Origin of the sequence: Sphingobium sp. Leaf26 (assembly GCF_001421665.1) — a bacterium.
In the GTDB taxonomy this organism is placed as follows: Bacteria; Pseudomonadota; Alphaproteobacteria; order Sphingomonadales; family Sphingomonadaceae; genus Sphingobium.
The window spans coordinates 1-23709 of record NZ_LMKV01000017.1 but is presented as its reverse complement, the minus strand read 5'-3'; the positions used below and the strand labels follow the sequence as shown (position 1 = coordinate 23709).

At 63.0% G+C, this 23709-nt stretch carries 21 protein-coding genes and 1 pseudogene; 10 read left to right on the top strand and 12 right to left on the bottom strand.

Going from position 1 to position 23709, the window contains the following annotated elements; genetic code table 11:
• Positions 1–12 precede the first annotated feature (12 nt).
• The 6 genes from ASE85_RS13390 to ASE85_RS13365 form a co-directional block, all read right to left on the bottom strand.
• Positions 13–951 (bottom strand): Gfo/Idh/MocA family oxidoreductase, encoded by a 939-nt coding sequence (locus ASE85_RS13390; RefSeq protein ID WP_056689210.1) that lies wholly within the window; start codon positions 949–951, stop codon positions 13–15.
• A 165-nt stretch (positions 952–1116) separates the two neighbouring features.
• Positions 1117–2010, bottom strand: a complete 894-nt coding sequence (locus ASE85_RS13385) for a class III extradiol dioxygenase subunit beta (RefSeq protein WP_056689207.1) — start codon at positions 2008–2010, stop codon at positions 1117–1119.
• A gap of 1 nt (position 2011) precedes the next feature.
• Positions 2012–2464 carry a protocatechuate 4,5-dioxygenase subunit alpha gene (gene ligA / locus ASE85_RS13380; protein WP_056689205.1) on the bottom strand — a complete coding sequence of 151 codons (453 nt, stop codon included), beginning with the start codon at positions 2462–2464 and terminating at the stop codon, positions 2012–2014.
• Positions 2461–3486, bottom strand: coding sequence for an amidohydrolase family protein (locus ASE85_RS13375; RefSeq protein ID WP_056689202.1), 1026 nt, complete (start codon positions 3484–3486; stop codon positions 2461–2463). Before ASE85_RS13375 ends, ligA begins: the two co-directional genes overlap by 4 nt.
• Positions 3487–3572: 86 nt before the next feature.
• Entirely contained in the window at positions 3573–4436 is an 864-nt protein-coding gene (locus ASE85_RS13370) for an NAD(P)-dependent oxidoreductase (RefSeq protein WP_056689246.1), read from the bottom strand.
• Between the two features lie 65 nt (positions 4437–4501).
• Positions 4502–5653 carry a LysR family transcriptional regulator gene (locus tag ASE85_RS13365; RefSeq protein ID WP_056689199.1) on the bottom strand — a complete coding sequence of 384 codons (1152 nt, stop codon included), beginning with the start codon at positions 5651–5653 and terminating at the stop codon, positions 4502–4504.
• Positions 5654–5756: 103 nt separating this feature from the next.
• Here ASE85_RS13365 and ligK point away from each other — a divergent pair, with 103 nt between their 5' ends.
• From ligK to ASE85_RS13350, 3 genes are all read left to right on the top strand, one after another.
• Positions 5757–6431, top strand: coding sequence for a 4-carboxy-4-hydroxy-2-oxoadipate aldolase/oxaloacetate decarboxylase (ligK, locus tag ASE85_RS13360; protein ID WP_056689196.1), 675 nt, complete (start codon positions 5757–5759; stop codon positions 6429–6431).
• 104 nt (positions 6432–6535) lie between these two features.
• Positions 6536–7597 (top strand): 4-oxalomesaconate tautomerase, encoded by a 1062-nt coding sequence (locus tag ASE85_RS13355; RefSeq protein ID WP_056689194.1) that lies wholly within the window; start codon positions 6536–6538, stop codon positions 7595–7597.
• A gap of 90 nt (positions 7598–7687) precedes the next feature.
• On the top strand, positions 7688–8560 hold the full coding sequence (locus ASE85_RS13350; protein ID WP_056689192.1) for an amidohydrolase family protein: 873 nt from the start codon (positions 7688–7690) through the stop codon (positions 8558–8560).
• Here the strand turns inward: ASE85_RS13350 and ASE85_RS13345 are convergent.
• The 4 genes from ASE85_RS13345 to ASE85_RS13330 form a co-directional block, all read right to left on the bottom strand.
• Positions 8557–10107 (bottom strand): carboxylesterase/lipase family protein, encoded by a 1551-nt coding sequence (locus ASE85_RS13345; RefSeq protein ID WP_056689189.1) that lies wholly within the window; start codon positions 10105–10107, stop codon positions 8557–8559. The two genes, ASE85_RS13350 and ASE85_RS13345, sit on opposite strands and share 4 nt — an antisense overlap.
• Complete coding sequence (locus ASE85_RS13340) at positions 10104–10991, bottom strand: LysR family transcriptional regulator (RefSeq protein WP_056689243.1); 888 nt, start codon at positions 10989–10991, stop codon at positions 10104–10106. Before ASE85_RS13340 ends, ASE85_RS13345 begins: the two co-directional genes overlap by 4 nt.
• Positions 10992–11022: 31 nt before the next feature.
• Positions 11023–11940, bottom strand: coding sequence for a 5-dehydro-4-deoxyglucarate dehydratase (kdgD, locus tag ASE85_RS13335; RefSeq protein WP_056689186.1), 918 nt, complete (start codon positions 11938–11940; stop codon positions 11023–11025).
• A 147-nt stretch (positions 11941–12087) separates the two neighbouring features.
• Positions 12088–13560, bottom strand: coding sequence for an aldehyde dehydrogenase family protein (locus ASE85_RS13330; protein WP_235523530.1), 1473 nt, complete (start codon positions 13558–13560; stop codon positions 12088–12090).
• A gap of 204 nt (positions 13561–13764) precedes the next feature.
• On the opposite strand from ASE85_RS13330, the gene ASE85_RS13325 reads away from it, so the two are divergent.
• The 6 genes from ASE85_RS13325 to ASE85_RS13300 all read left to right on the top strand — a co-directional run bounded on the left by ASE85_RS13325 (position 13765) and on the right by ASE85_RS13300 (position 20721).
• A complete protein-coding gene (locus ASE85_RS13325) occupies positions 13765–14622 on the top strand; it encodes a GNAT family N-acetyltransferase (protein WP_056689183.1) in 858 nt (285 codons plus the stop codon).
• Complete coding sequence (locus ASE85_RS13320) at positions 14619–16082, top strand: NAD-dependent succinate-semialdehyde dehydrogenase (protein ID WP_056689181.1); 1464 nt, start codon at positions 14619–14621, stop codon at positions 16080–16082. Before ASE85_RS13325 ends, ASE85_RS13320 begins: the two co-directional genes overlap by 4 nt.
• 97 nt (positions 16083–16179) lie before the next feature.
• On the top strand, positions 16180–17256 hold the full coding sequence (locus ASE85_RS13315; protein WP_056689178.1) for a tartrate dehydrogenase: 1077 nt from the start codon (positions 16180–16182) through the stop codon (positions 17254–17256).
• A 260-nt stretch (positions 17257–17516) separates the two neighbouring features.
• Positions 17517–18920: an aspartate aminotransferase family protein gene (locus ASE85_RS13310; protein WP_235523529.1), complete on the top strand. Its 1404-nt coding sequence runs from the start codon at positions 17517–17519 to the stop codon at positions 18918–18920.
• Between the two features lie 21 nt (positions 18921–18941).
• On the top strand, positions 18942–19436 hold the full coding sequence (locus ASE85_RS13305; protein WP_056689175.1) for an Lrp/AsnC family transcriptional regulator: 495 nt from the start codon (positions 18942–18944) through the stop codon (positions 19434–19436).
• 136 nt (positions 19437–19572) lie between these two features.
• Positions 19573–20721, top strand: a complete 1149-nt coding sequence (locus tag ASE85_RS13300) for a M20 aminoacylase family protein (RefSeq protein ID WP_056689172.1) — start codon at positions 19573–19575, stop codon at positions 20719–20721.
• A gap of 3 nt (positions 20722–20724) precedes the next feature.
• Here ASE85_RS13300 and ASE85_RS13295 read toward each other — a convergent pair whose 3' ends face one another.
• On the bottom strand, positions 20725–21438 hold the full coding sequence (locus ASE85_RS13295) for a copper resistance protein B (protein WP_056689170.1): 714 nt from the start codon (positions 21436–21438) through the stop codon (positions 20725–20727).
• A 136-nt stretch (positions 21439–21574) separates the two neighbouring features.
• Positions 21575–22340 (bottom strand): annotated as a pseudogene (locus tag ASE85_RS13290) (copper resistance protein B); the annotation flags it as partial.
• 413 nt (positions 22341–22753) lie between these two features.
• Here ASE85_RS13290 and ASE85_RS22490 point away from each other — a divergent pair.
• A protein-coding gene (locus ASE85_RS22490; RefSeq protein WP_156358337.1) for an IS5 family transposase occupies positions 22754–23532 on the top strand; the annotation gives its coding sequence in 2 pieces (ribosomal slippage) (positions 22754–23084 and positions 23084–23532; 780 coding nt in all).
• The last annotated feature ends 177 nt before the right edge of the window (positions 23533–23709 follow it).

The window sequence follows — 23709 nt, the reverse complement described above, 5'->3', positions numbered from 1 at the left end:
GGGATTGCCAGCTTAGCCGAGTTGCGTTTCCAGTTCACCCAGCACGCGATAACAATCGAACACCTTGGCAACGCTCGAATTGGGATCGCGGCCTTCGCGGATGGCGCTGATGAACTCGCGGTCCTGCAACTCGATGCCGTTCATCGATACAGCGACCTGGCTCACGTCGATCGCCTCTTCCTTGCCATTCACCAGATCGTCGTAGCGCGCGATATAGGTGTCGGTATCGCCAATATAGCGGAAGAAGGTGCCGAGCGGCCCGTCATTATTGAACGACAGCGACAGGGTGCAGATCGCGCCCGTCTCGCTCTTCAACTGGATCGACATGTCCATCGCGATGCCAAGGTCCGGGTGAATCGGCCCCTGCATGGCGTGCGCCGACACGATCTTGCCCGCCTGATAGGCGAACAGGTCGATCGTATGCGCGGCATGGTGCCACAGCAGATGATCGGTCCAGCTACGCGGTTCGCCCTTGGCGTTGATATTCTTGCGACGGAAGAAATAGGTCTGCACGTCCATCTGCTGGACGTTGAATTCACCCGCCTGGATACGGTTGTGCACGAACTGGTGTGACGGGTTGAAGCGGCGGGTATGGCCGACCATGCAGACGAGGCCTGTTTCCTTCTGCTTGGCCAGCACGGCCTGCGCATCCTTCCAACTGTCCGCCAGCGGAATCTCGACTTCGACATGCTTGCCCGCATCCATACAGGCGATCGCCTGCGCCGCGTGCATCTGCGTCGGCGTACACAGGATTACCGCGTCCACATCATCGCGTGCCAGCGTTTCATTCAAGTCAGTGGTGGCATGACCGATGCCATATTTTTCCGCGACCTTCTTGGTCGCGTCCAGTTCGCGGCCGATGATCGAAGTGACGGTCACGCCGTCGATATTCTTGAGGCCATCAAGATGCTTTTCGCCAAAGGCGCCGGCACCTGCCAGGGCAATACGCATGAAAAACTCCGTATCTTAACTCCCCTCCCTTTCAAGGGCGGGGCTGAGGGGTGGGTGCGATTGCATCGGCAATCGCTGTTGATCTATGTGGGATAAGGCTAGACGCTCGCTGCGCTAGCGACCCACCCCAACCCCTCCCTTGAAAGGGAGGGGCTTCAAGTTGGTCTACTCAGCCGCGATCGCCGTCACGTCGCTCCCGGTCATATCCAGCCCTTCGCCATTATCAGGGCGCAGCACCATATGGCCGATCGCGGTGTTGGAGCAGGGCACATGATAATGGCGATGCAGCGCGCGGGTCTTCTTGCCCAGCGCCCCGCGCATCACCAGCCACATCACCATCTCGATGCCTTCGCTGCCGGTCTCGCGGAGATATTCGATATGCGGAATCCGGCGCAGATGGTCGCTGTCGCCGACCAATCCGTCCAGGAAGCGATTGTCCCATTCCTTGTTGATCAGGCCCGCGCGCGGCCCCTGCAACTGGTGGCTCATGCCGCCCGTACCCCAGATCTGGACGTTCAGATCCTCAGGATAGCTTTCGACCGCCTTGCGCACGGCTTCACCCAGCGCCCAGCAGCGGTTGCCCGACGGCGGCGGATAGGTGACGACGTTGACAGCCAGCGGCACGACCTTGCAAGGCCAGGCGTCGGGCTTGCCGAACATCATGGAAAGCGGCACGGTCAGGCCATGATCGACGTCCATCTCGTTGATGATGGTCATGTCGAACTCGTCCAGCACGAGGCTCTGCGCCATGTGCCAGGCGAGGTCGGGATGCCCCTCCACGTCCGGCACCGCGCGCGGCCCCCATCCCTCGTCGGCCGACTTGTAACGCTCGCCACAGCCGATCGCGAAGGTCGGGATGATCTTCATGTCGAAGGCGGAGGCGTGATCGTTATAGACCAGGATGATGACATCGGGCTTTTCGGCCTTCTCCCATTCGCGGGTCCAATCGTAACCGGCAAAGATCGGCCCGAAATAATCGTCCCGATCCTTGTTGAAGTCCGACGCCACACCCAGCAGCGGCACATGGCTCGACGCCACGCCAGCAGTAATCCGCGCCATGTCAGCGATCCTCTTTCTTGGCGGCGGCCGCCGCTTCATTGGCCTTGATCGACCGCACACCCTCCGGCGAACGCCCGCCCCGCATCATCATTTCCCGATATTCGGGGAACGCCATGTCGGTCATGGTGCTGACCGCCTCTGCAAAGGGAATGCCGTCGGTCGAAAACAGTTTCGCGAGAAAATAGACGTTGCCGCCCAAATCGAGGCAGCGATTATAATCGCGCGCCAGCATCGCTTCCTTCTGATCGTCGGTCAGCGGCCATTCGTCCATATAAGCGCGCTCATCGGCCTTGAACCGCGCGCGATTCTCGTCCTTCATCAGGCTCATCGCGAACTGGTTCATATGATAGCCCTGCCGGGCGCGCTTGGCGGTGAAGACGCGGGTGCCCGGAATATCCTCCATCTCGGCCAGATATTCGTGAATATCCTGATGCTTGGGATCTTCTGTTATCATAGTCCCCTCTCCTTCAATTTGGCGTCGAGGCGCGGGAAAACGCGACGGGCATTGCTCGCGAAGATCGCAGCGCGCTCTTCATCACTGATTTCCAACGCATCGACATAGCGTTTGGTGTCGTCGAAATAGAAGCCGGTGGTCGGGTCGATACCGCGCACTGCCCCGACCATTTCCGATCCGAACAGGATATTCTTGTTCTCGATCACGTCGGCCAGCAGGTCCACGCCCGGCTGGTGATAGACGCAGGTGTCGAAGAAGATGTTGTTCATCAGATGCGTCGACAGGTCGGGCTTCTTGAGCATGTCGGCCAGGCCGCGATAGCGCCCCCAATGGTAGGGCACCGCACCGCCGCCATGCGGGATGATGAAGCGCAACGTCGGGAAGTCCTTGAACAGGTCGCCTTCCAGCAACTGCATGAACGCGATGGTATCGGCCGCGATATAATAGCCGCCCGTCGCGTGCATCGCCGGATTGCAGCTACCCGACACATGGATCATCGCCGGCACATCCAGTTCGACCATCTTCTCGTAGAAGGGATACCAATATTTGTCGGTCAGCGGCGGATGCGTGAAATGCCCGCCGCCCGGATCGGGATTGAGGTTGCAGCCGATAAAGCCCAGCTCGGTGACGCAACGCTCCAGCTCCGCGATGCTGTTCGTCATGTCGGCCTTGGGCGACTGGGGCAACATGCACACGCCGACGAAGGTTTCGGGGAACAGCCCCACGACCCGCGCGATCAAATCGTTGCAGCGGATCGCCCACTCCTTGGCCGTCGCTTCGTCGCCGACATGCGGCGCCATCGCCGATGCGCGCGGCGAAAAGATGGTGAGGTCCGCGCCACGTTCCTTGATCAGACGCAACTGGTTCGCCTCGATCGTCTCGCGTATCTCGGCGTCGCTGATTTCAGGATAGGCCGGCGCAGGCACGCCCGCTTTAAACGCAGCCTTCTGCTCTTCGCGCCAGGCGTCATGCCCCTTGGGCAGCACGGTATAATGACCGTGGCAATCGATAATCAGGCTCATCCGCTTTTATCTCCAACCTTATTGCGTCACCCCGGAAAATGCCGGGGCCTCAGGCGATGGCGCATGACGCCCGCCACAAAACTCATTCACCCCCGCGCAATCGCACCGATCTTCGCGCCCAGTCCTTCCGGCGACACCTTCACGCCCAACGTACCGATTGCACGCTGCCGCTCCACCGTTCCGCGCGTCATCGCCGCGCCAGTGCCCAGGCCCTCCAGCGTCTTGACCACTTCCTCCATCTCGGCGGCGCGGCGCAAACCATGCACCAGCATTCGGTCGAGATTATAGTCCGCCCGCGCATTCCAGGGCTTCGCCTTCTCGCTCGCATCCAGTGAGGCCAGCACCTCGCCCAGCACGTCGGCCTCGCTGGCGGCCAACACGCATTCGGCGGTCAGCGCCTCGATGCCTTTCACCATGACCGACCGGATCATCTTGATCGAGGAGGCCCGACCGACCGCTTCTCCGACTATGCGGGTCTTGGCAAAGCCCAGCGCCTGCAATCGCGCCTCGGCATCATTCGCACGCCCACCGCTGATCAGCAGAGGCACATTGAGCCGCGCCGGATCGACCGGCGCCATCACCGCGACATCGATATAATGGCCGCCCACCGCTTCGATCGCCAGCGCCGCCGCCTGCTTGGTCTGCGGCGCGACGCTGTTGAGATCACAATAGAGCGTTCCGGGCGCGATCAGTCGCGCTGCGGCTTCCGCAACGGCCAGGGCCTGATCCGCCGTCACCAATGACAGCACCAGCCCCACGCCATCAATAGCGTCCGTCAACGTGCCGGCCACGGAAACGCCCGCCTCGGCACAACAGGCCAGCATCTGATCGCGGGTGGCGGCATCGTCCGTCTTCGCATCGAACACATGGACGGCCTCGGCCCAGTCCCCTGCCAGTGCAAAGGTGGACCCCGCTTCGCCAAATCCGATCAGACCAACTTCCTGCTCCATGGCCCTGATGGATGACGTATCGCGCCAGACGTCGCCAATCGAATCCGACACGACATCATAAGAATTTACGAAGTCATCTCTACAGCAGAGGCCTCTACCGATGCCATGAATTGTTCCTGCAACCGGGTCGGCCGCCAGTCTGGGCGCGTGGTCAGGCCAATGGTCCGGCTGATGGCGCCGGGTGCCGGACCGATATCCGTCAACAATCCTGCCTCCAGTTCCAGCGCCAGTTGGTCATAGGAAAGCAGGGTCAGATAATCCCCGCTCACCAGCAATTGCCGGATCGTCATCACCGATCCACATTCGATCGGAACGGCGGGGACATCGCCACCCAACTCATCGAACATCGCCTTCCACAATTGGCGCAGCGGCGTGCCTTCTGGCGGCAAAATCCAAGGGAAGCGGCGCAGCGCATCGGCATTCCAGCCAGCCGCCAACGGATGACCATGTCGCGCCAATATGGTCGGCCGATCCTCGAACAGGGCGCGCTGCTCCAGATCCAGCGCCATGGCCGGATCGCGCAGCGCGCCAATCATCATGTCGATTTCGCCGTCCCGCAATGGCCCCACCAGTTCGGCATGCGATCCTTCCGAAACGCTGATGTCGACCTGTGGGAAATCGGCCCGGAACCGCATGATCGCATCGGGCAGCAAGCGCGCACGCGACAGCGGCATCGCGCCCACCAAAATGCGGCCGCCCTCTTCCCCCTTCAGGTCAGCCAGATCCGCCAACCCCTGCCGCAATTCCGCCAGCGCGAGCCGCAACCGCTGCGCCAGCGCCAAACCGGGCTTGGTCAGCGTCACCCCCCTGCCCCGCCGGTCGACAAGCCGGCTCCCGACCGCTAGCCCCAGATCGCCCACCGCCCGGTGAAGCGACGGTTCCGCCACCCCGGTCGCCGCCGCCGCCGCCGCATAGCTGCCTGCCCGCGCCAGTGCCACGAACGCCCGTACCTGCGCCGCCGTCACGCGATTGCTGCCAATCAGCCGCAGCGCCACGTCGATCCGGGGTTTCAGCCGCTGCGCCGCCTCCAGCGCAGCCATCCCGCCGGGCTGCCGGTCGAACAGCCGTACGCCCAGTTGCGCTTCCAGCTTGGCGATACCCTGCGTCACCGCCGGCTGGGTCAGATTGACCGATCGCGCCGCCAGGCTGACACTGCCCTGATCGACAACGGCGGCCATGGCAGCAAGGTGACGGATATTGAACTGATCGGGTTTCATATTTGATGATTATCAAAATTTAATGGCAGTGCGCCAGTTCGGATTTGAGCATCGCGCCGCAACTGTCCATGTCGCTGTCCATCTTGGGAGAAGGAACCGGTCCATGTCCAACGTCGTCGTCCAGAATATCCAGCGGGCGGAACTCTCCGTCATCGACGGCCTGGCCAAGGCAGGCGTCGCCACCGTGCATGAAGCGCAGGGCCGCACCGGCCTGCTCGCACCCTATATGCGCCCTATCTACAGCGGCGCCCGCATCGCCGGCAGCGCCGTTACCATCTCCGCCGCACCCGGCGACAACTGGATGGTCCATGTCGCGATCGAGCAGTTGCAGGAAGGCGACATCCTCCTGCTCGCTCCCACCAGCCCCTGCACCGACGGCTATTTCGGCGACCTGCTCGCCACCTCGGCGCAGGCGCGCGGTTGCCGTGGCCTCATCATCGACGCGGGCGTGCGTGACGTGCGCGACCTGACGCAAATGAACTTCCCTGTCTGGTCTAAGGCCGTTCATGCACAGGGCACGGTCAAGAATACGCTGGGCAGCGTCAACATACCCGTCATCTGCGCCAATGCGCTGGTCAATCCGGGCGATGTCATCATCGCCGACGATGACGGCGTGTGCATAGTACCCCGCGCCGACGCCAATTCTGTCCTGAAAAAGGCACAGGCGCGCGAAGCCGCCGAAGAAGCCAAGCGCGTTCGTCTGGCCGCTGGCGAACTCGGCCTCGACATCTACAATATGCGCCCGCGCCTGGAAGAAATGGGCCTGAAATATATTTGAAGCCCTGGCCAAATATTCCCGTTCGCCCTGAGCCTGTCGAAGGGCTGTACTTCTTTTGAGAAAGGGCTGGGCTTCGACAGGCTCAGCCCGAACGGAGTAAAATTATGGCAACGTCCAATTCAGCGCGCGTCATGTGGATGCGGGGCGGCACGTCGAAGGGCGGCTATTTCCTTGCCGAAGACCTGCCCGCCGACATAGCCGCGCGGGACGCTTTCCTCCTGCGCGTCATGGGTTCGCCCGATCCGCGCCAGATTGACGGCATGGGCGGTGCCGATCCGCTGACCAGCAAGGTCGCCGTGGTGAAGAAATCGACCCGCGAAGGCGTCGATGTCGATTACCTCTTCCTCCAGGTCTTCGTCGACAAGGCGGTCGTCACCGACGCACAGAATTGCGGTAACATCCTCGCCGGTATCGGTCCGTTCGCCATTGAGCGCGGGCTGGTCGCCGCGCAGGATAACGAAACCCGCGTGGTGATCTTCATGGAAAATACCGGGCAGATCGCCATGGCCACGGTGCGGACGCCCGGCGGCACCGTCCGCTATGACGGCGACGCGAAGATCGACGGCGTCCCCGGCAGCGCCGCGCCGATCCCGTTGGAGTTTCGCGATACCGCCGGTTCGTCCTGCGGTGCGCTGCTGCCCACCGGCAACGCCTTTGATGAAGTCGATGGCGTGCGCGTCACCCTGATCGACAATGGCATGCCTTGCGTCGTGATGAAGGCGCAGGACGTCGGCGTCACCGGCTATGAGGACCGCGATACGCTGGACAATGACACCGCCTTGAAGGCCCGCGTTGAGGCCATCCGCCTGGCTGTGGGCGAGCGGATGAACCTGGGCGACGTTACGGACAAGTCCGTGCCCAAGATGATGCTGGTCGCCCCGCCCCGCGATGGCGGCGCGGTCACGGTGCGCAGTTTCATCCCGCATCGCGCCCATGCCTCAATCGGCGTGCTCGGTGCAGTCAGCGTCGCGACGGCCTGCCTGATCGAAGGATCGCCGGCGGCTGAAGTCGCGTCGGTCCCGGCCGGCAACCGCAAGACGCTGCCGGTCGAACATCCCACCGGCGAAACGACCTGCGTGATGGAACTGGATGACGACGGGACGGTCACCAGCGCAGCCATGCTGCGCACCGCCCGTAAATTGATGGATGGCATCGTTTTCTCTTGAACCGTTCGGGCTGAGCCTGTCGAAGCCCCGCATTTTCTTTTCAGAAAAACCAGCCCTTCGACAGGCTCAGGGCGAACGGAGTTTTGAGATATGACCCGCATCATTTCCTGGCACGGCAATCCGGCCAAGCCGCTCTATATGCCGCCTGCCGGCGCGATCGACGCCCATTGCCATGTGTTCGGCCCGATGGCGGATTTCCCCTTCAGCGCGAAGGCGAAATATCTGCCGGAAGATGCCGGCCCGGACATGCTGTTCGCGCTGCGCGACCATCTGGGCTTTGCCCGCAACGTCATCGTGCAGGCCAGTTGCCACGGCACCGACAATGCCGCGACGCTGGACGCAATTGCCAAGTCGCACGGCAAGGCACGCGGCGTCGCCGTGGTCGATCCGGCGATTTCGGCATCCGACCTTGCCGCCCTGCATGATGGCGGCATCCGCGGCATCCGCTTCAATTTCCTGAAACGTCTGGTCGACGATGCGCCCAAGGACAAGTTTCTGGAAGTCGCCAAGCGCCTGCCCGCCGGCTGGCATGTCGTCATCTATTTCGAGGCGGACATTCTGGAAGAGTTGCGCCCCTTCATGGATGCGATCCCGGTGCCGCTCGTGATCGACCATATGGGTCGCCCGGACGTGACACAGGGGCCGGACGGCGCCGACATGAAAGCGTTCCGCGCCTTCCTTGAAAGTCGGGAAGATATCTGGTTCAAAGCGACCTGCCCCGACCGCCTCGATCCGACAGGCGATCCGTGGAATGCTTTTGCCGAAGTGGTAGCGCCGCTGGTCGCCGACTATCAAGATCGCGTCTTGTGGGGTACCGACTGGCCGCATCCGAACATGCAGGATGATATCCCTGACGACGGCCATCTGGTCGACATGATCCCGCGTATCGCCCCCACGGAGGCGTTGCAGCGCAAACTGCTGATAGACAATCCGATGCGCCTCTACTGGCCGGAAGAACTCTAACCGCCTGGCTTGATATAGGGCACCGCCGCGAAGAACAGCCGTTCTTCGCGGCGCGGGTCGTTTTCGATTCCGACCTGACGGTCGAAGATCATCGTCGGCCGCTGGTCGAGATCGAAGCGGGGCCAATCGGGAAGGGTCCGATGGTTCGGATCGCCAGTCCGCGCCAGCGCGATGAAGCTGTCCGCCATCTGCCCCGCCAGCCGCCGCGCATCGGGGCTGTTGCCGGTCCGCGATCCAGCCGCATCGACATTGTCGAACACCAGCGGAATATCCAGCGTGTGAAACGCCCCCAATATCCCGCCCGCTTCGGGACAAGGAAAGTCGAGCTGGTACATCCAGGTCGGCGCACCGATCCGCGCGCGTTCCTCCGCCTGGATCAGATGACCCGGCCAGGATCGCCCCGCCGTCGTCGCCGCCAGCAATATCTGGCCGGGGCTGCGATCGGAATAGAGTTCGCGATAGCGGCGGATGACATGGTCCGGGGCCAGATCCTTCACTGTCTCGCGTGCCAGCCGTTCGGGCAGATTGTCCCATGTCGTGTCACCCGCGCGCAGCATCTTTTCGATCCACAGCCCCGTTTCATCATGGGTATTGCCGACAATCAGCGGGATATGCGCCGCTTCGCTCGGAGCATCGGGAAAGAAGGGGTGGCGCGCCAGCACGCCATGGTCCAGCGTGGAGGTGAAGCTGATTTCTCCCTTGCCCTCCAGCGGATCGGTCATCGCCATTGCCTCGACCAGTCGGTCGACAGGGAGCCGCATCAAGGTCGCGATATCAGGCGCGCCGGCCTTTTCCATCCATGCCTTCGCCCGTCGGGTGGCGTGCATCGGGCCGGCGGCCGTGACATGCTGGCCGCTCATCGTCGCGGCGGCATGGAAGAGCGGGCGCGCCTCCGGCATCGCCATCAACGTCACTACCTTCGCGCCACCACCCGACTGTCCGAAGATCATGACCCGATCGGGATTGCCACCGAACCGGGCGATATTGTCGCGCACCCATGTCAGCGCCAGAATGATGTCCAGATTGCCGACATTGCCTGATTCAGCCGGCCCGCCAAGCCCCGCCAGATAGGCATAGCCCATGGCCGCCAGCCGGTGGTTGAGCGTCACCACTACCACATCGCCGCGCCGGACGAGATTGGCGCCGTCATAGAGCGGATCGCTACCCGATCCATGGGCGTGGGCACCGCCATGCAGGTAGACCATGACCGGTCGTCGCCCCGCATCCAGCGCCGGCGTCCAGACATTGAGGAACAGACAGTCTTCCGACGTTGCCTCGGTTGCCCTGGTCTGCGGTGCAGCGGGACCATAGCCTGACGCATCCGCTATACCCGTCCAGGGGCGGGGCGGAACGGCACGGCGGAAACGGGTCGAGGCCGTATCAGCGCCGTAGCGAATGCCGCGAAACACGAGCAGGTGCCGTTCGATCGTACCCCCGACCTTGCCATAGCACGTCGTCGCGACCGGGCTGGATCGGGTTCGGGCAGATGCCACGATCGGGGTCGCCGCCATGCCGGCCAGCAAGGTGCGACGGCCCATGTGGATCATGCCGTCATTTCCGTGCAAAGCTGTCGCATGGCGGGCAGCGCCGGATTCGCATTGTCGCGGCGCCAGGCCATGTGCAGTTCCACCGGCTTCTCCTGGGGCGTCATGAGCCGCCGAAAATGCACGTCGCTCATATGCAGGCCGGTAGCACTCTCGGGAACGATGGCCGGGGCGACGCCGGCATGGACCAACCCCAGCATCGAATGGATCTGGGTCACATGCTGGAGGTAGAGCGGTGCGGCTGCGACCTCATTGAACAGATGTTCCAGCATATTGTGGAAATAGGCCGCGCCCTGCCGCGAATACATGATGAGCGGCTGGCCGTCGAAATCGGCCGGGGTTAGCGCTGCCATCGCCTTTCGCGGATCGCCCGGCGGCAGGGCAACGAACAAGGGTTCGTGCAGCACGCAGGCGCTGTCAAATTCATGGCGGTTCACCGGTGGGCGGACGAAGCCGATATCGACCAGGCCGGTCAGAAGGGCATCGACCTGATCGCCCGACACCATTTCCCGCAATTCCAGTTCGATATTGGGTAGCGCCGCGCTTGCCTGCGCGACGATGCGCGGCACGATATTATAGCCCGACACCGCCGTGAAGCCGATCGCCACCCGCCCGGCGTCGCCCTTCGCCACGCGGCGGGCGGACAAGGCGGCGCTGTCGGCTAGGCGGACGATCCGGCGCGCTTCAATCAGGAAGACGCTGCCGGCCGGGGTCAGGCTGACCTGCCGGCTAGTCCGTTCCAGCAGTTGGACGTCCAATATCCGTTCCAGCAACTGGATCTGCCGGCTGAGCGGCGACTGGGTCATGTTGAGCCGCTGCGCCGCCCGGCCGAAATGCAATTCTTCGGCGGCGGCGACGAAGCAACGGAGCTGGCTGAGTTCGAACATCATGCCAGACTATCCGCGCTCGCCGCCTTAGTCACGCCGCAGCGCGCTCGATCAACGCACGCAGGTGCGCTTCCTCCTGCGCCGACAGGTCTGTCAGTGGTGAACGGACCGGACCTGCATCACGACCGATGATCCGCATCCCCGCCTTGACGATCGACACGGCATAGCCGCGTCCCTGATCGCGCAAGGCGATATAGGGCAGGACGAAATTGCGGAGCTGATCCATGACATACGCCTGATCGCCCGCCCGGACGGCAGTATAGAAGCGCAATGCCCAGTCCGGCATGAAGTTGAAGATAGCCGAGCTGTATGTGGTGACGCCCATGGTAAGGTAGGGCGTGGCGAAGGTTTCGGCTGTTGGCAGGCCACCGATATAGGTCAGCCGGTCGCCCATCCGCGCATAGATGCGGGTCATCAATTCGATATCGCCGACGCCGTCCTTGAACCCGATCAGATTGGGATTGCGGTCGCAAAGACGTGCCAGCGTCTCGTCATTCACGATCGCATTGTCGCGATTATAGACGATGACGCCCAGGCCCGTGGCGCGACAGACGGCCTCGATATGAGCGGCCAGCCCCTCCTGCTTGGCGTGCATCAGATAAGGGGGCAGCAGCAGCAGGCCGTCTGCGCCCGCCTTTTCCGCGTCGCGGGCGATGCCGGTGGCGATCGCCGTGCCATAGCCGCAGCCGGAAATGACCGGGATGCGCCCATTGGTTTCCTTGACCGCTGCACCGACCACCTGCGCCACTTCGTCGGGCGACAGGGAGAAGAACTCCCCGGTGCCGCCGGCCGCGAACAGGCCGGTCAGCGCATGGTCCAGCATCCATCCGCAATGATCGCGATAGGGGCCTTCCAGAAATGCGCCCTCTGCATCGAAGTGCGTGACCGGAAAGGACAACAGCCCCTGGCCCAGCTGGCGCGCCATGTCTTCGGGGCTAAAATGGCTCATATCCCTGCATCTCCTCTCGTCGGCGGTGTCTGTCCCTGCCGATGTTCGAGAGGATGAATAGGGAGGAGCCTGCTATCGGGTCCAACTCAAAGATGCGCATGATTGATGCACGGCTTGGCATGATCGCCGGACCGCGCACCGTGCCAATCAAAATTCGATCAGCGCTACCTTGGTCTTGAGGTTGGCCATATAGGCTTCCCGGCCCAGATCCTTGCCGATGCCGGATTGTTTGTAGCCGCCGGTAGGCAGGATGAAGTCGTTGCTGCGGCCATAGCGATTGACCCAGATAGTGCCCGCTTCCAGCGATCGGGTGGCACGCAATGCACGGCTGACATCGCCGGTGTGGACGCCGGCGGCCAGGCCATAGTCGCTGTCATTGGCGAGGGCATAGGCCTCTTCCTCATCCGCGAAAGTCTGGACGGTCAGGACCGGGCCGAAGATTTCGCCCTGCACGACCTCGCTCTTCTGGTCGACGTTGGCAAGCAGGGTCGGTGCGAAATAGCTACCCTCCTGCGGAACGGTAGCGCGGCCGCCGCCAGCCAGCACTTCGGCACCGTCGGCAATGGCGCGGCCGACGATTCCGTCCATCCGGTCAAGCTGGCCATTGGATATGATCGGTCCCAGCGTCGTGTCCTCTGCCCATGTCGGCCCCGCTTTATGGGCATTGAAGGCAGCGGTGATGCGGTCGATCACGTCATCCGCCACCTTGTCCTGCACTAGCAGGCGCGATCCGGCAACGCAGACCTGCCCCGCATTAAGAGTGATAGCCCGCGCGACGATGGCCGATGCCTTGTCGAGCATGGCGTCGGCAAAGATGATCTGCGGGCTTTTGCCCCCCAGTTCCAGCGTCACCGGCTTCGGTCCGCTTTCCGCGCACGCGGCCATGATCGCGGCCCCGGTGCGGGTCGATCCGGTGAAGGTGACCTTGGCCACTTCAGGACGGCGCACCAGCGGATCGCCGACGCTGCGGCCGTCGCCCTGTACCACGTTGAAGATGCCAGCCGGCAACCCCGCCTCGATCGCCAGTTCGGCCAGGCGCACGATGCTGAAAGGCGTCATTTCCGAGGGCTTCAAGACGATGCTGTTGCCCGCCGCGATCGCGGGCGCAATCTTCCATCCGGCCATCACCAGCGGCAGATTCCACGGCGCGATCGCCGCGACCACGCCATAGGGTTCGGTGATGGTCAGGCCCAGCTTGTCCGGCGTGGTGGCGGCCACTTCGCCCCCGACCTTGTCCGCCCATTCCGCAAAGAAGCGGATCGTCTCGGCGGTGTAGCTCAAATCCCAGGCGTTGATTTCCTTGAGTATCCGGGTCGACCCCAAAGCCTCCAGCGGCGCAAGCGTCCCGGCGTCCGCCTCGATCAGGTCGGCCCAGCGGCGCATTACCTTCATCCGGGCGCGCGGATCGCTCTGCGCCCAGCCGCTGGTCTTGTAGGCGCGCTGCGCGCTTTCGACCGCTTCAGCAAGCTGGTTGGCGTCAACGCTGTCCAGCTCGGCCTGTACCTGGCCATCGGAGGGGCGCCGCACGGTGATCGCTGGCCCACGACCTGCAACCCGGCGCCCGCCGATGAAATTATTGGCATGGGGCAGGCTGATCTGATCGGGGTTGAAACCGGTCACGGCATAATCTCCTTCATACGGACATTCCGACAAAATAGGCGTGCACGGCGGCATTTGTTGCAGTTGGACGGGAAAATGTGCGCGATAATCTTCCAAAATCAGGGCGAAGGCAGCATCCAATGCTTGGCACTGCCTCCTAATGTCCGACATCTGATTCCCAAAGTAAGGCAGGCGGGCGTCCCTTTCCCGCCAAGGAGCAAGCGCATGGCGACAGGCATAGAGGCGATGGTGGACCTGCGGCGGATGACGTTCGACGATCTGGCCGCCGCCCATATACTATCGAGCGAACAGAAATGGCCCCATCGGATCGAAGACTGGGAGATGCTGTTCGGCCTCGGCTTCGGCTATGTCGTGGAGCGTGATGGTGACGTGATCGGCACCGCCATGGCGTGGCTCTATGGCGAGACGGCCGCGACGCTGGGCATGGTCATCGTATCGCCAAAGGCGCAGGGCATGGGCCTTGGGCGCCGGTTGATGGAGGCGGTGCTGGGCGATCTGGGCGACCGGACCGTGCTGCTGAACGCCACCGACGAGGGCGCGCCGCTCTATCGCAAGCTGGGGTTCGAACCGATCGGCCCGGTATTCCAGCATCAGGGCGCGGCGTTCGCCGTGCCGATGGCGGAATTGATCCCCGACGAGCGGGTACGGCCGCTGGGCGCAAAGGACTTGCCGACGCTCCATGCCCTCGCCCGGCGCGCCACCGGCATGGATCGCGACGCGCTGCTGGACGCGCTGGTGCCGGGCGCGCAGGGCGTGGTGCTGACCCGCGGCAACGAGCCGGTCGGCTTCGCCTTGTTCCGCCGTTTCGGCCGCGGCTATGTCGTCGGCCCGACCATTGCGCCGGATACTGGTGGGGCGCGGGCACTGATATCCCACTGGCTGGGGTCCAATAGCGGTATGTTCTGCCGCCTGGACATACCGGAGGAAAGCGGCCTTGGCGGCTGGCTGGATGATCTCGGCCTACCCTGCGTTGGGCGGGTGATGCGTATGGTCCGTGGCCCCACCCCCGCCAGCGATCCTTCGATCACGACTTTCTCTCTGACTACACAGGCCCTCGGATGACCATCAGCCTCAACAATCCCGCTCTCTTCATCGAGCGCGCCTTCATCGGTGGCACATGGGTCGGCGCGACGTCCGGCGCGACCGTCCCGGTCGACAATCCTGCCACCGGCGCAATCATCGGCACCGTGCCCGATTGCGGCGAGGCTGACACGCTGGCCGCCATCGCCGCGGCCGAAGCAGCGTTCCCTGCATGGAAGGCGCGCACGGCGGCGGACCGTGCCGCCGTGCTGGAGTGCTGGCATGCGCTGATCCTGGATAATGTCGCCGACCTCGGCCGGATCATGACCGGCGAGCAGGGCAAGCCGATCGCGGAGGCCGAGGGCGAAATTCGCTATGCCGCCAGCTTCGTCAAATGGTTCGCGGAGGAAGCCCGCCGGGTCGAAGGCGGCATCATCCCCGCGCCTGAGACCAACCGCCGCATATTGGTGATGAAGGAGCCGGTCGGCGTGTCGGCGGCGATCACGCCCTGGAATTTCCCGGCGGCAATGATCACGCGCAAATGCGCGCCGGCTCTGGCCGCCGGCTGCACGATAGTAGTGAAGCCGTCCGACCTGACGCCCTTTACCGCGCTGGCGCTGGCGAAGCTGGCAGAGGAGGCGGGCGTGCCGGCGGGCGTGTTCAACGTCGTTACGGGCATGCCGTCCGCGATCGGCGGCACGCTGACCGCAAGCCCGGTGGTGCGCAAGCTGTCCTTCACCGGATCGACCCGTGTCGGGGCGCTGCTGATGCGGCAATGCGCCGACACCATCAAGCGGGTGAGTTTCGAGCTGGGCGGCAATGCGCCGCTGATCGTGTTCGACGATGCCGATGTCGATGTCGCTGTCGCCAGCGCGATGGTCAGCAAGTTCCGCAATGCGGGCCAGACCTGCGTCTGCGCCAATCGCATCCTGGTGCAGGATGGCGTGTACGACCAGTTTGCCGAAAAGCTGGCCAAGGCCGTCAGCGCGCTGAAGGTCGCGCCGGGGGATATGCCGGGCAGCACGATCGGGCCGCTGATCAACACCGCCGCCGCTGATAAGGTGAAGGCGCATGTCGAGGATGCACTGTCCCATGGCGCCACCCTGTTCGCGCAGGCGCCGAACGAGGCGGTGGGCGATCGGTTCGCGACCCCGGTAGTGCTTACGGGGGCGACGCGGGACATGCGGCTGGCCGACGAAGAGACGTTCGGGCCGGTCGCGCCGCTGTTCCGCTTTACCCATGAGGAGGAAGGGATCGAACTGGCCAATGCGACCAGCTATGGCCTGGCCGCCTATTTCTACACCGAAAATCTCCACCGCGCCTTCCGCGTGGCGGAGCGGCTGGAGGCCGGCATGGTCGCGCTCAACAGCGGCGCGATCGCGATGGAGGTCGCGCCGTTCGGCGGGGTCAAGATGTCGGGCCTGGGCCGCGAAGGCGCGCATGCCGGGATCGAGGAATATCTGGAAACCAAGGCGTTCCATATTGCGGGGCTGAAACTCTAACCCTGCGTTCTTCCGTTCGCGCTGAGCCTGTCGAAGCGCTTTTCTTCTTCAAAAAGTAGAGGGCTTCGTCAGGCTCAGCCCGAACGGGAGTAGGTTCATGTCCACCAACCGCAATTACGCCATCTCCGTCATTCCCGGCGACGGGATCGGCAAGGAAGTCATGCCTGAAGGCATTCGCGTGCTGGAGCGGGCGGCGAGCCTTTATGGCTTCACCATTGAACAGAAGTGGCAGGATTTCGCCTGTTGCGATTATTATGCCAAGCATGGCCAGATGATGCCCGACGACTGGAAGGCGCAGATCGGCAATCCCGACGCCATCTTCTTCGGCGCGGTCGGCTGGCCCGATACGGTGCCCGATCATATTTCGCTCTGGGGATCGCTGCTCCAGTTCCGGCGCGAATATGACCAATATGTCAATCTGCGCCCCGTCCGCCTGATGCCGGGCGTGCCGTGCCCGCTGGTCGGACGCGAGCCGGGCGACATCGATTTCTGGGTGGTGCGCGAAAATACCGAGGGCGAATATAGCTCGGTGGGCGGCAAGATGTTCCCCGGCACCCCGCGCGAAGTGGTCATTCAGGAAACGGTGATGACCCGGCACGGCACCGATCGGGTGTTGCGCTACGCCTTCGAACTGGCGGCGACGCGGGACCGCAAGCATGTCACGTCTGCGACCAAGTCGAACGGCATCGCCATCACGATGCCCTGGTGGGACGAGCGGGTGGTGGAGATGGCCAAGAACTATCCCACCGTCACCCATGACAAATATCATATCGACATTCTGACGGCGCAATTCGTGCTGAACCCGGACCGGTTCGACGTCGTGGTCGCGTCCAACCTGTTCGGCGACATATTGTCCGACCTTGGCCCGGCCTGCACCGGCACGATCGGTGTCGCGCCGTCGGGCAATATCAACCCGGATCGCACCGCGCCCTCGCTGTTCGAACCGGTGCACGGGTCCGCCCCCGATATTGCCGGCCTGGGGGTAGCCAATCCGGTCGGGCAGATCTGGTCAGCGGCGATGATGCTGGAGCATCTGGGCGAGGCGGACGCTGCCGTCGCGATCATGCGGGCGGTGGAAACGGTGCTGGCGGAACCGGCGCTGCGCACCGGCGACCTCAAAGGCGCGGCCAATACCGAGCAATGCGGCAAGGCAATCGCCGACGCGCTGGCGTGAAATAGGAAATCGGGCGCTTAACTTCGCACATTTCCCGCAAGTTCGGACATTTTATTGCGCCGGGATGATCCTATCGCACAATGTTCTGAAGGGCCGTCCCGTCGGGGCGGCCCTTTCATTCCTGTATCAAAAAAGCGCCATGTAGGACAGCGGCAGATTATGCCGTCGGGCTTTGCAATTATGTGATGCGACGGTCGCTGATCGGCGCATATCGGGCTTTCGCTCTGCCGCATCAGGCTAGGCTGAACCCAAGACCCACAATGGCGAGCCTGCTGATGACGCTGCAATCCAACCGGTCCTTGCTGGACATCGACCGCGACCACTTGATCCACCCCGTCACCTCCTTCCGCGGGCATGAGACGCATGGCGCGCTGCTGCTGGAAAGCGGCAAGGGCATGTGGTTGAAAGACATGGACGGCAAGGAATTGCTGGATGCCTTTGCCGGCCTGTGGTGCGTGAATGTCGGCTATGGCCAGGACAGCATCGCCGAGGTCGCGGCCGAGCAGATGCGCCGGCTGCCCTATGCCACCGGCTATTTCCATTTCGGTAGCGAGCCGACGGTGCGGCTGGCGCAGCGGCTGGTCGACCTCAGCCCCGAAGGTCTGGACCATGTCTATTTCACGCTGGGCGGGTCGGATGCGGTGGACAGTGCGATCCGCTACATCACCCATTATTTCAACGCGATCGGCAAACCCGACAAGAAGCAGTGCATCGCGCTGGAGCGCGGCTATCACGGGTCGAGCACGACCGGCGCCGGCCTGACCGCGCTGGCCAATTTCCATCGTGGTTTCGATCTACCGCTGCGCTGGCAGCATCATATCCCGTCGCCCTACCCCTATCGCAGCGATCTGGAAGGCGACGATGCGGCGATCATCGCCCGCTCGGTGCAGCAGTTGAAGGACAAGGTGGCGGAACTGGGCGCGGACAAGGTCGCCGCTTTCTTCTGCGAACCGATCCAGGGGTCGGGCGGGGTGATCGTGCCGCCGGTCGGCTGGCTGAAGGCGATGCGGCAGGCTTGCGACGAACTCGACATCCTGCTCGTCGCCGACGAGGTCATCACCGCCTTCGGTCGCACCGGCCCGATGTTCGCCTGCGAAGCGGAAGATGTGACGCCCGACCTGATGACGGTCGCAAAGGGCCTGACCGCCGGCTATGTGCCCATGGGTGCGGTGCTGATGTCCGACACCATCTATCAGGGCATCGCCAATGGCGCGGCGCCGGAAGTCGTGATCGGCCATGGCGCGACCTATTCGGGCCATCCGGTCAGCGCCGCCGTGGGACTGGAAGTGCTGCGCCTCTACACTGAGGGCGGCATATTGGCGAACGGGCAGAAGGTCGCTGCGCGCTTCGACGCCGGCATGGCGGGCATCGCCGATCATCCGATGGTCGGCGACACGCGCGGGCGCGGCCTGCTGGGCGCGATCGAACTGGTCAGCGACAATGGCAGCAAGACGCGGTTCGATCCCGCGCTGAGGCTGGCCGATCGGCTGTTCGCCAAAGCCTATGAAAACGGGGTCATTTTCCGTGCCTTTGCCGATAATATCATTGGCCTGGCCCCGGCGCTGTGCGCGTCGGACGGGGAGATGGACGAGATATTCGCGCGCATCGCCAAGACGCTGGACGATCTGCTCGAAGAAGCCGATATTCGTGCGGCGGTGAGATAAGCGAGACGGGGAGCAAGGCATATGTTGGGCGGACCCAGACTGGACAGGATCGACCTCAAGATCCTGACGCAGCTTCAGCAATCAGGCCGCATCACCAATGTCGAGCTGGCCGACGCGGTCGGCCTGTCCCCCAGCCCCTGCCTGACGCGGGTGAAGCGGCTGGAGAAGGCCGGCTATATCACCGGCTATGGTGCGCACATCAACCTGCACAAGCTGGGCGAATATCTGACGGTCTTTACCGAGGTGACGCTGACCGAGCATCGCTCCGGCGATTTTTCGCGGTTCGAGACACGCATCCGCAAGCTGGACGAAATCGTAGAATGCCATCTGGTCAGCGGCGGCTATGATTATCTGCTGAAATTCGTGACGCGCGGCGTCGCGCATTATCAGTCGATCATCGAAGGGATGCTGGAAAGCGACTATGGCATCGAGAAATATTTCAGTTATGTCGTGATCAAGTCGCCCTTCATCAAGCATCATTATCCGATCCAGCATCTGTTCGGTGAGCAACGTTAGGGTTTGGCGGGCATTTGAATGATGTGTTCCCGGCGCAGTTGATGGGAGTAACCCATCAAGGGTTCAGGGGCACTGGCAGAACTGGCCTCCGGCCTGCGCCGGGGAACAGAATGAATAGAGGGATCAGCTTCCGAGCATGACCGACATAGCCGACCTGATCGCACCGCTCGTCGCATTCCGACGCGACATTCATGCCCATCCCGAACTCGGCTTTTGCGAGCATCGCACCGCCGGGCGGATCGCCGAGCAGCTGCGCGCGCTGGGGCTGGAGGTGCATGAAGGGATCGGCAAGACCGGCGTAGTGGGCGTGCTGCGCCACGGCAGCTCTGCACGCAGCATTGGGCTGCGCGCAGACATGGATGCGCTGCCGATCCATGAGCAGACCAACCTGCCCTATGCCAGCACGACGCCCGGCACTTTCCATGGTTGCGGCCATGACGGGCATGTCGCGATGCTGCTGGGTGCTGCGCAGCATTTGGCGCGCAGCCGCAAGTTCGACGGCACGGTCAACTTCTTCTTCCAGCCTGCCGAGGAAGGCCAGGGCGGCGCGCGCGAGATGGTGAAGGAAGGGCTGTTCGATCGCTTTCCCTGTGACCGGGTGTTCGGGCTGCATAACTGGCCCGACCTGCCCGCCGGCACGATCGCGACGCGGCCCGGGCCGATCATGGGCGCGGCCGACAAGTTCGAGATTCGGCTGGAGGGGCGTGGCGGCCATGCGGCGATCCCGCACGATACGCCCGACGCAATCCTTGCTGCCGCAGCATTGGTGCAGCAATTGCACGGCATCGTGTCCCGCCGGATCGCACCGACATCGTCAGCCGTGCTGTCCATCACGCAAATTCATGGCGGGCATACACATAATGTGATCCCGGAACTGGTGACGATATCGGGGACGGTGCGCACGTTCGATCCCAAGGTTCAGGACCGGATCGAGGAGTCGATCCGGCAGGTTGCGGCAGGCGTGGCACTGGCCGGCGAACTGACCGCGAGCGTCGATTATACGCGCTACTATCCCGCGACGATCAACGATGCGGAAGCGGCGCAGGAAGCGATGGCCGCTGCCGCGACCGTGGGCGAGGCGCAACTGGCGCCCGATCCCGCCTTCACGTCGGAAGATTTCGCCTTCATGTTGCAGGCCTGCAAAGGTGCCTATATCTGGCTGGGGCAGGCAAAGCCCGAAGGATCGGTGCCGCTGCACAACCCGCATTATGACTTCAATGACGATGTGCTGGCGCTGGGCATCAAGCTGCATGTCGCGCTGGCGGAGCGGCATCTGGCGGTTTGACTTTCAAAGACTGAAGCCGAAGCCGAACACCGCCATGGTCGATTGCCGGGCCTCACCCTGTTCACGGGCGAGGCGGCGGGTGCCGCCCAGCAGTCGTTCATGCACGACCGCCGTATAGATGTTGATCTTGTCGGTCAGCCGATAGCGCAGGCGCAGCGTGCCTTCCCCTTCGGTCAGGCCCGCTTGCACAGCGTCGGCCGCCACATCCTGCGCCGACCAGCCCGCGCCGATGCGAGGTTCCAGATAGAGGCGCCCGGTGATCGGGAGTTGATAGACGATCTGCGCCTCTCCGATCAGTCCGCCATCGCCCGACAGGAAGGCGTAGCTTTCCCAGTTGAGGCGCGTGCCGATCATCCCCTGGATACCGATCGCGGCGTGGAGGTCGCCCGGATGCGGTTTGAAATCCTTGCGCGCGCCGGCCATCAGCACCGTGTTGCCGATGCTGTAGCCATAGAAAAAGCGCGCCTGCACCTCGTCGATCTGGCTGTTGAGCGCGCCGCCCCCTTCCGTCGCCAGCATCAACTGGTGCCTGCTGTTGCCGTAGGAAAAACTGCCGTCGAACAGGAACAGGCTATCGCCCTGACCGTCGCGCAGTTCGAGAAGGTCAAAGCCGCCGCTGAGCGCCCAGTTGTCGGCCTCCTCCGCCTGCGCGACGGCCGGTGGCGCCAGCATCAGAGCGCTCAGGAAGGACAAGCCCAGACAGGCGAAATGCAGCATCTACCCCGATCCGTCTTGCGGTATCGGGGAGAGACTAGAGCGGCGATGCGGCGCGATTATGCGAAGTCTGCCGCCTTGCGCCGCTTCGATGACAAATTCTTGCCGGGTGCGGCAGTATATGCCGAAATGATTTGCATTAGAACCAGAAGCGGATGCCCATCAGCAGGCTGGTGGCCGACGCCCCTTCCTCCCGCGCGGGCGTAGCATGCGGTGTCGCGGAATCTGCATTCCCAGTTGATGCCGGCATAGGGTGCAAATTCGCGGACCGGTTCATAGCGCAGGCGCAGCCCGAGTTCGATGTTGGACAGGCCCGAACCGATACCCAGTTCCGGCACGTCCTGTGCGGCGATATTCACTTCGACGGCGGGTTGCAGGACGAGGCGTTGGGTGATGCGCTGGTCATAGCTGCCATCGGCACGGAAATGGACATCGCCCTTGTTCGACAGGAAAGCCTGCGCCTCCCCCTCGAACCAAAAGGGGGCGAAACCCTCTATGCCGAGCGTGGCATAGGTGCGTTGGGGCTGGGGGCGGAAATCCTGACGCACGCCGCCGACGATGTTCCACCAGAGGTCGATGGCACGGCTGCAGATCGCCGGAAGTTCCGCGCTTTCGAGCGCGCCGCGCGCGTCACCCTCCCCTTCCGACTTGATGGCGAGGCGGTTGACGTCGCCGCCGATCCAGCCTTCGCCTTCCCAATGATAGCCGTAGCCGCCTTTCTACGCGCGATATTCGAGACGGTCGATCATCAGTTGCGAGAAGGTCATGCCGCCGATTTCCTTGAGCATGACGGCGCGGGCGCGGGCGATGACGGCAGGATCGTAGAAGGCTTCGGCGGCATGGTCGGTCGGAACCGGGGGCGCGACGCCCTTGGGCACACTGTCGGCCGAAGCGGGGATGGGATGCCGCATCATCGTATCGTTGATGAGCGTGACGCACACACGCTCCATATGGCGGAAAGCGATCGGTTCCGCCCCGTCCGACAGTTTCACCCCGTCGAAGGACCACATATAGTGGTCCATGTTTGCGAGGAACCATCCTAAAGACGTATCAACCTGATTTTATGATCTACATTCAATATATTGATGAGATTACTGAGAGGGCTTCCATTGGATATTCTTCCGTCTGGGAACCATATGAAGGCCACGGCGATGGAAACCGAGATGCAGGAGAGCGCATCCTAACATGCTCAGGTGCGGACTGACCGCTTTGGCGCCTACCGCGATCATCCTCTCGCAAACCAGGGTTCAGGACCTATTAGATTTCTTGCCGGAGCATGTAATTGGTTGATTCGATGGCGTCGTGAGGAGGCGTTGCCATGAGTGATCTGATCTGGTTGTCGGAGGCGCAGATGCGCCGGATCGAACCATATTTCCCACTGTCTCACGGCGTGCCACGGGTGGAGGATCGCCGGATCATCAGCGGTACCATCTTCGTCATCAGGAAAGGCTTGCGATGGCGCGATGCGCCCGCTGACTATGGTCTGCCCAGGACGATCTATAATCGTTTCATCCGGTGGAGCCGGCTCGGGGTGTTCAACAAGATTTTTTCGGCTCTTTCCGCGCAAGGCGGCAAGCCCGACCGGTTGATGATCGATGCAACGCATCTAAAGGCACATCGGACAGCCGCCAGTCTGCTGAAAAAGGGGCGTTTCCCAGACGTATCGGATGCACCAAAGCCTGTCCTGAGCGCAGTCGAAGGGGTGGCCTGAACTCGAAGCTCCATGCCGTTTGCGACGGCAAGGGCCAACCGCTGGTCATGCTGCTGAGCGAAGGCCAGATGAGCGACTGCAAGGGAGCCGCCCTGATGCTCGACGCTTTGCCGCGCGCCAAGGCCCTGCTCGGCGATCGAGGCTATGACGCCGACTGGTTCCGCAATGCTCTCGCCGAACGCAACATCGCGGCCTGCATCCCGTCAAAGAGGAACCGGAACGCCCCGATCCCACATGATGCCGTGCTATATCGCCTGCGCCACAAGATTATGTTCGGCTGGCTCAAGGACTGGCGGCGCATCCACACCCGCTACGATAGATGCGCCCACACATTCATGTCCGCCATCTGCATAGCCGCAACCGTCATCTTCTGGATCAATCAATGAGTCCTGATCCTGTCTGTCTGGTTGCGACAGATCATTGGGCCATGGTAAGTAGCGCTATTGCCGATCACGCTTGGCGCGTTGCTGCTCTTGTTGCTGAGGTTTCGTGATGGTGCAGATACATCCTCATGCCCGAACCACGCTCGCTGTGCGGGCAGACATTGCCCGCTCCACCGAACC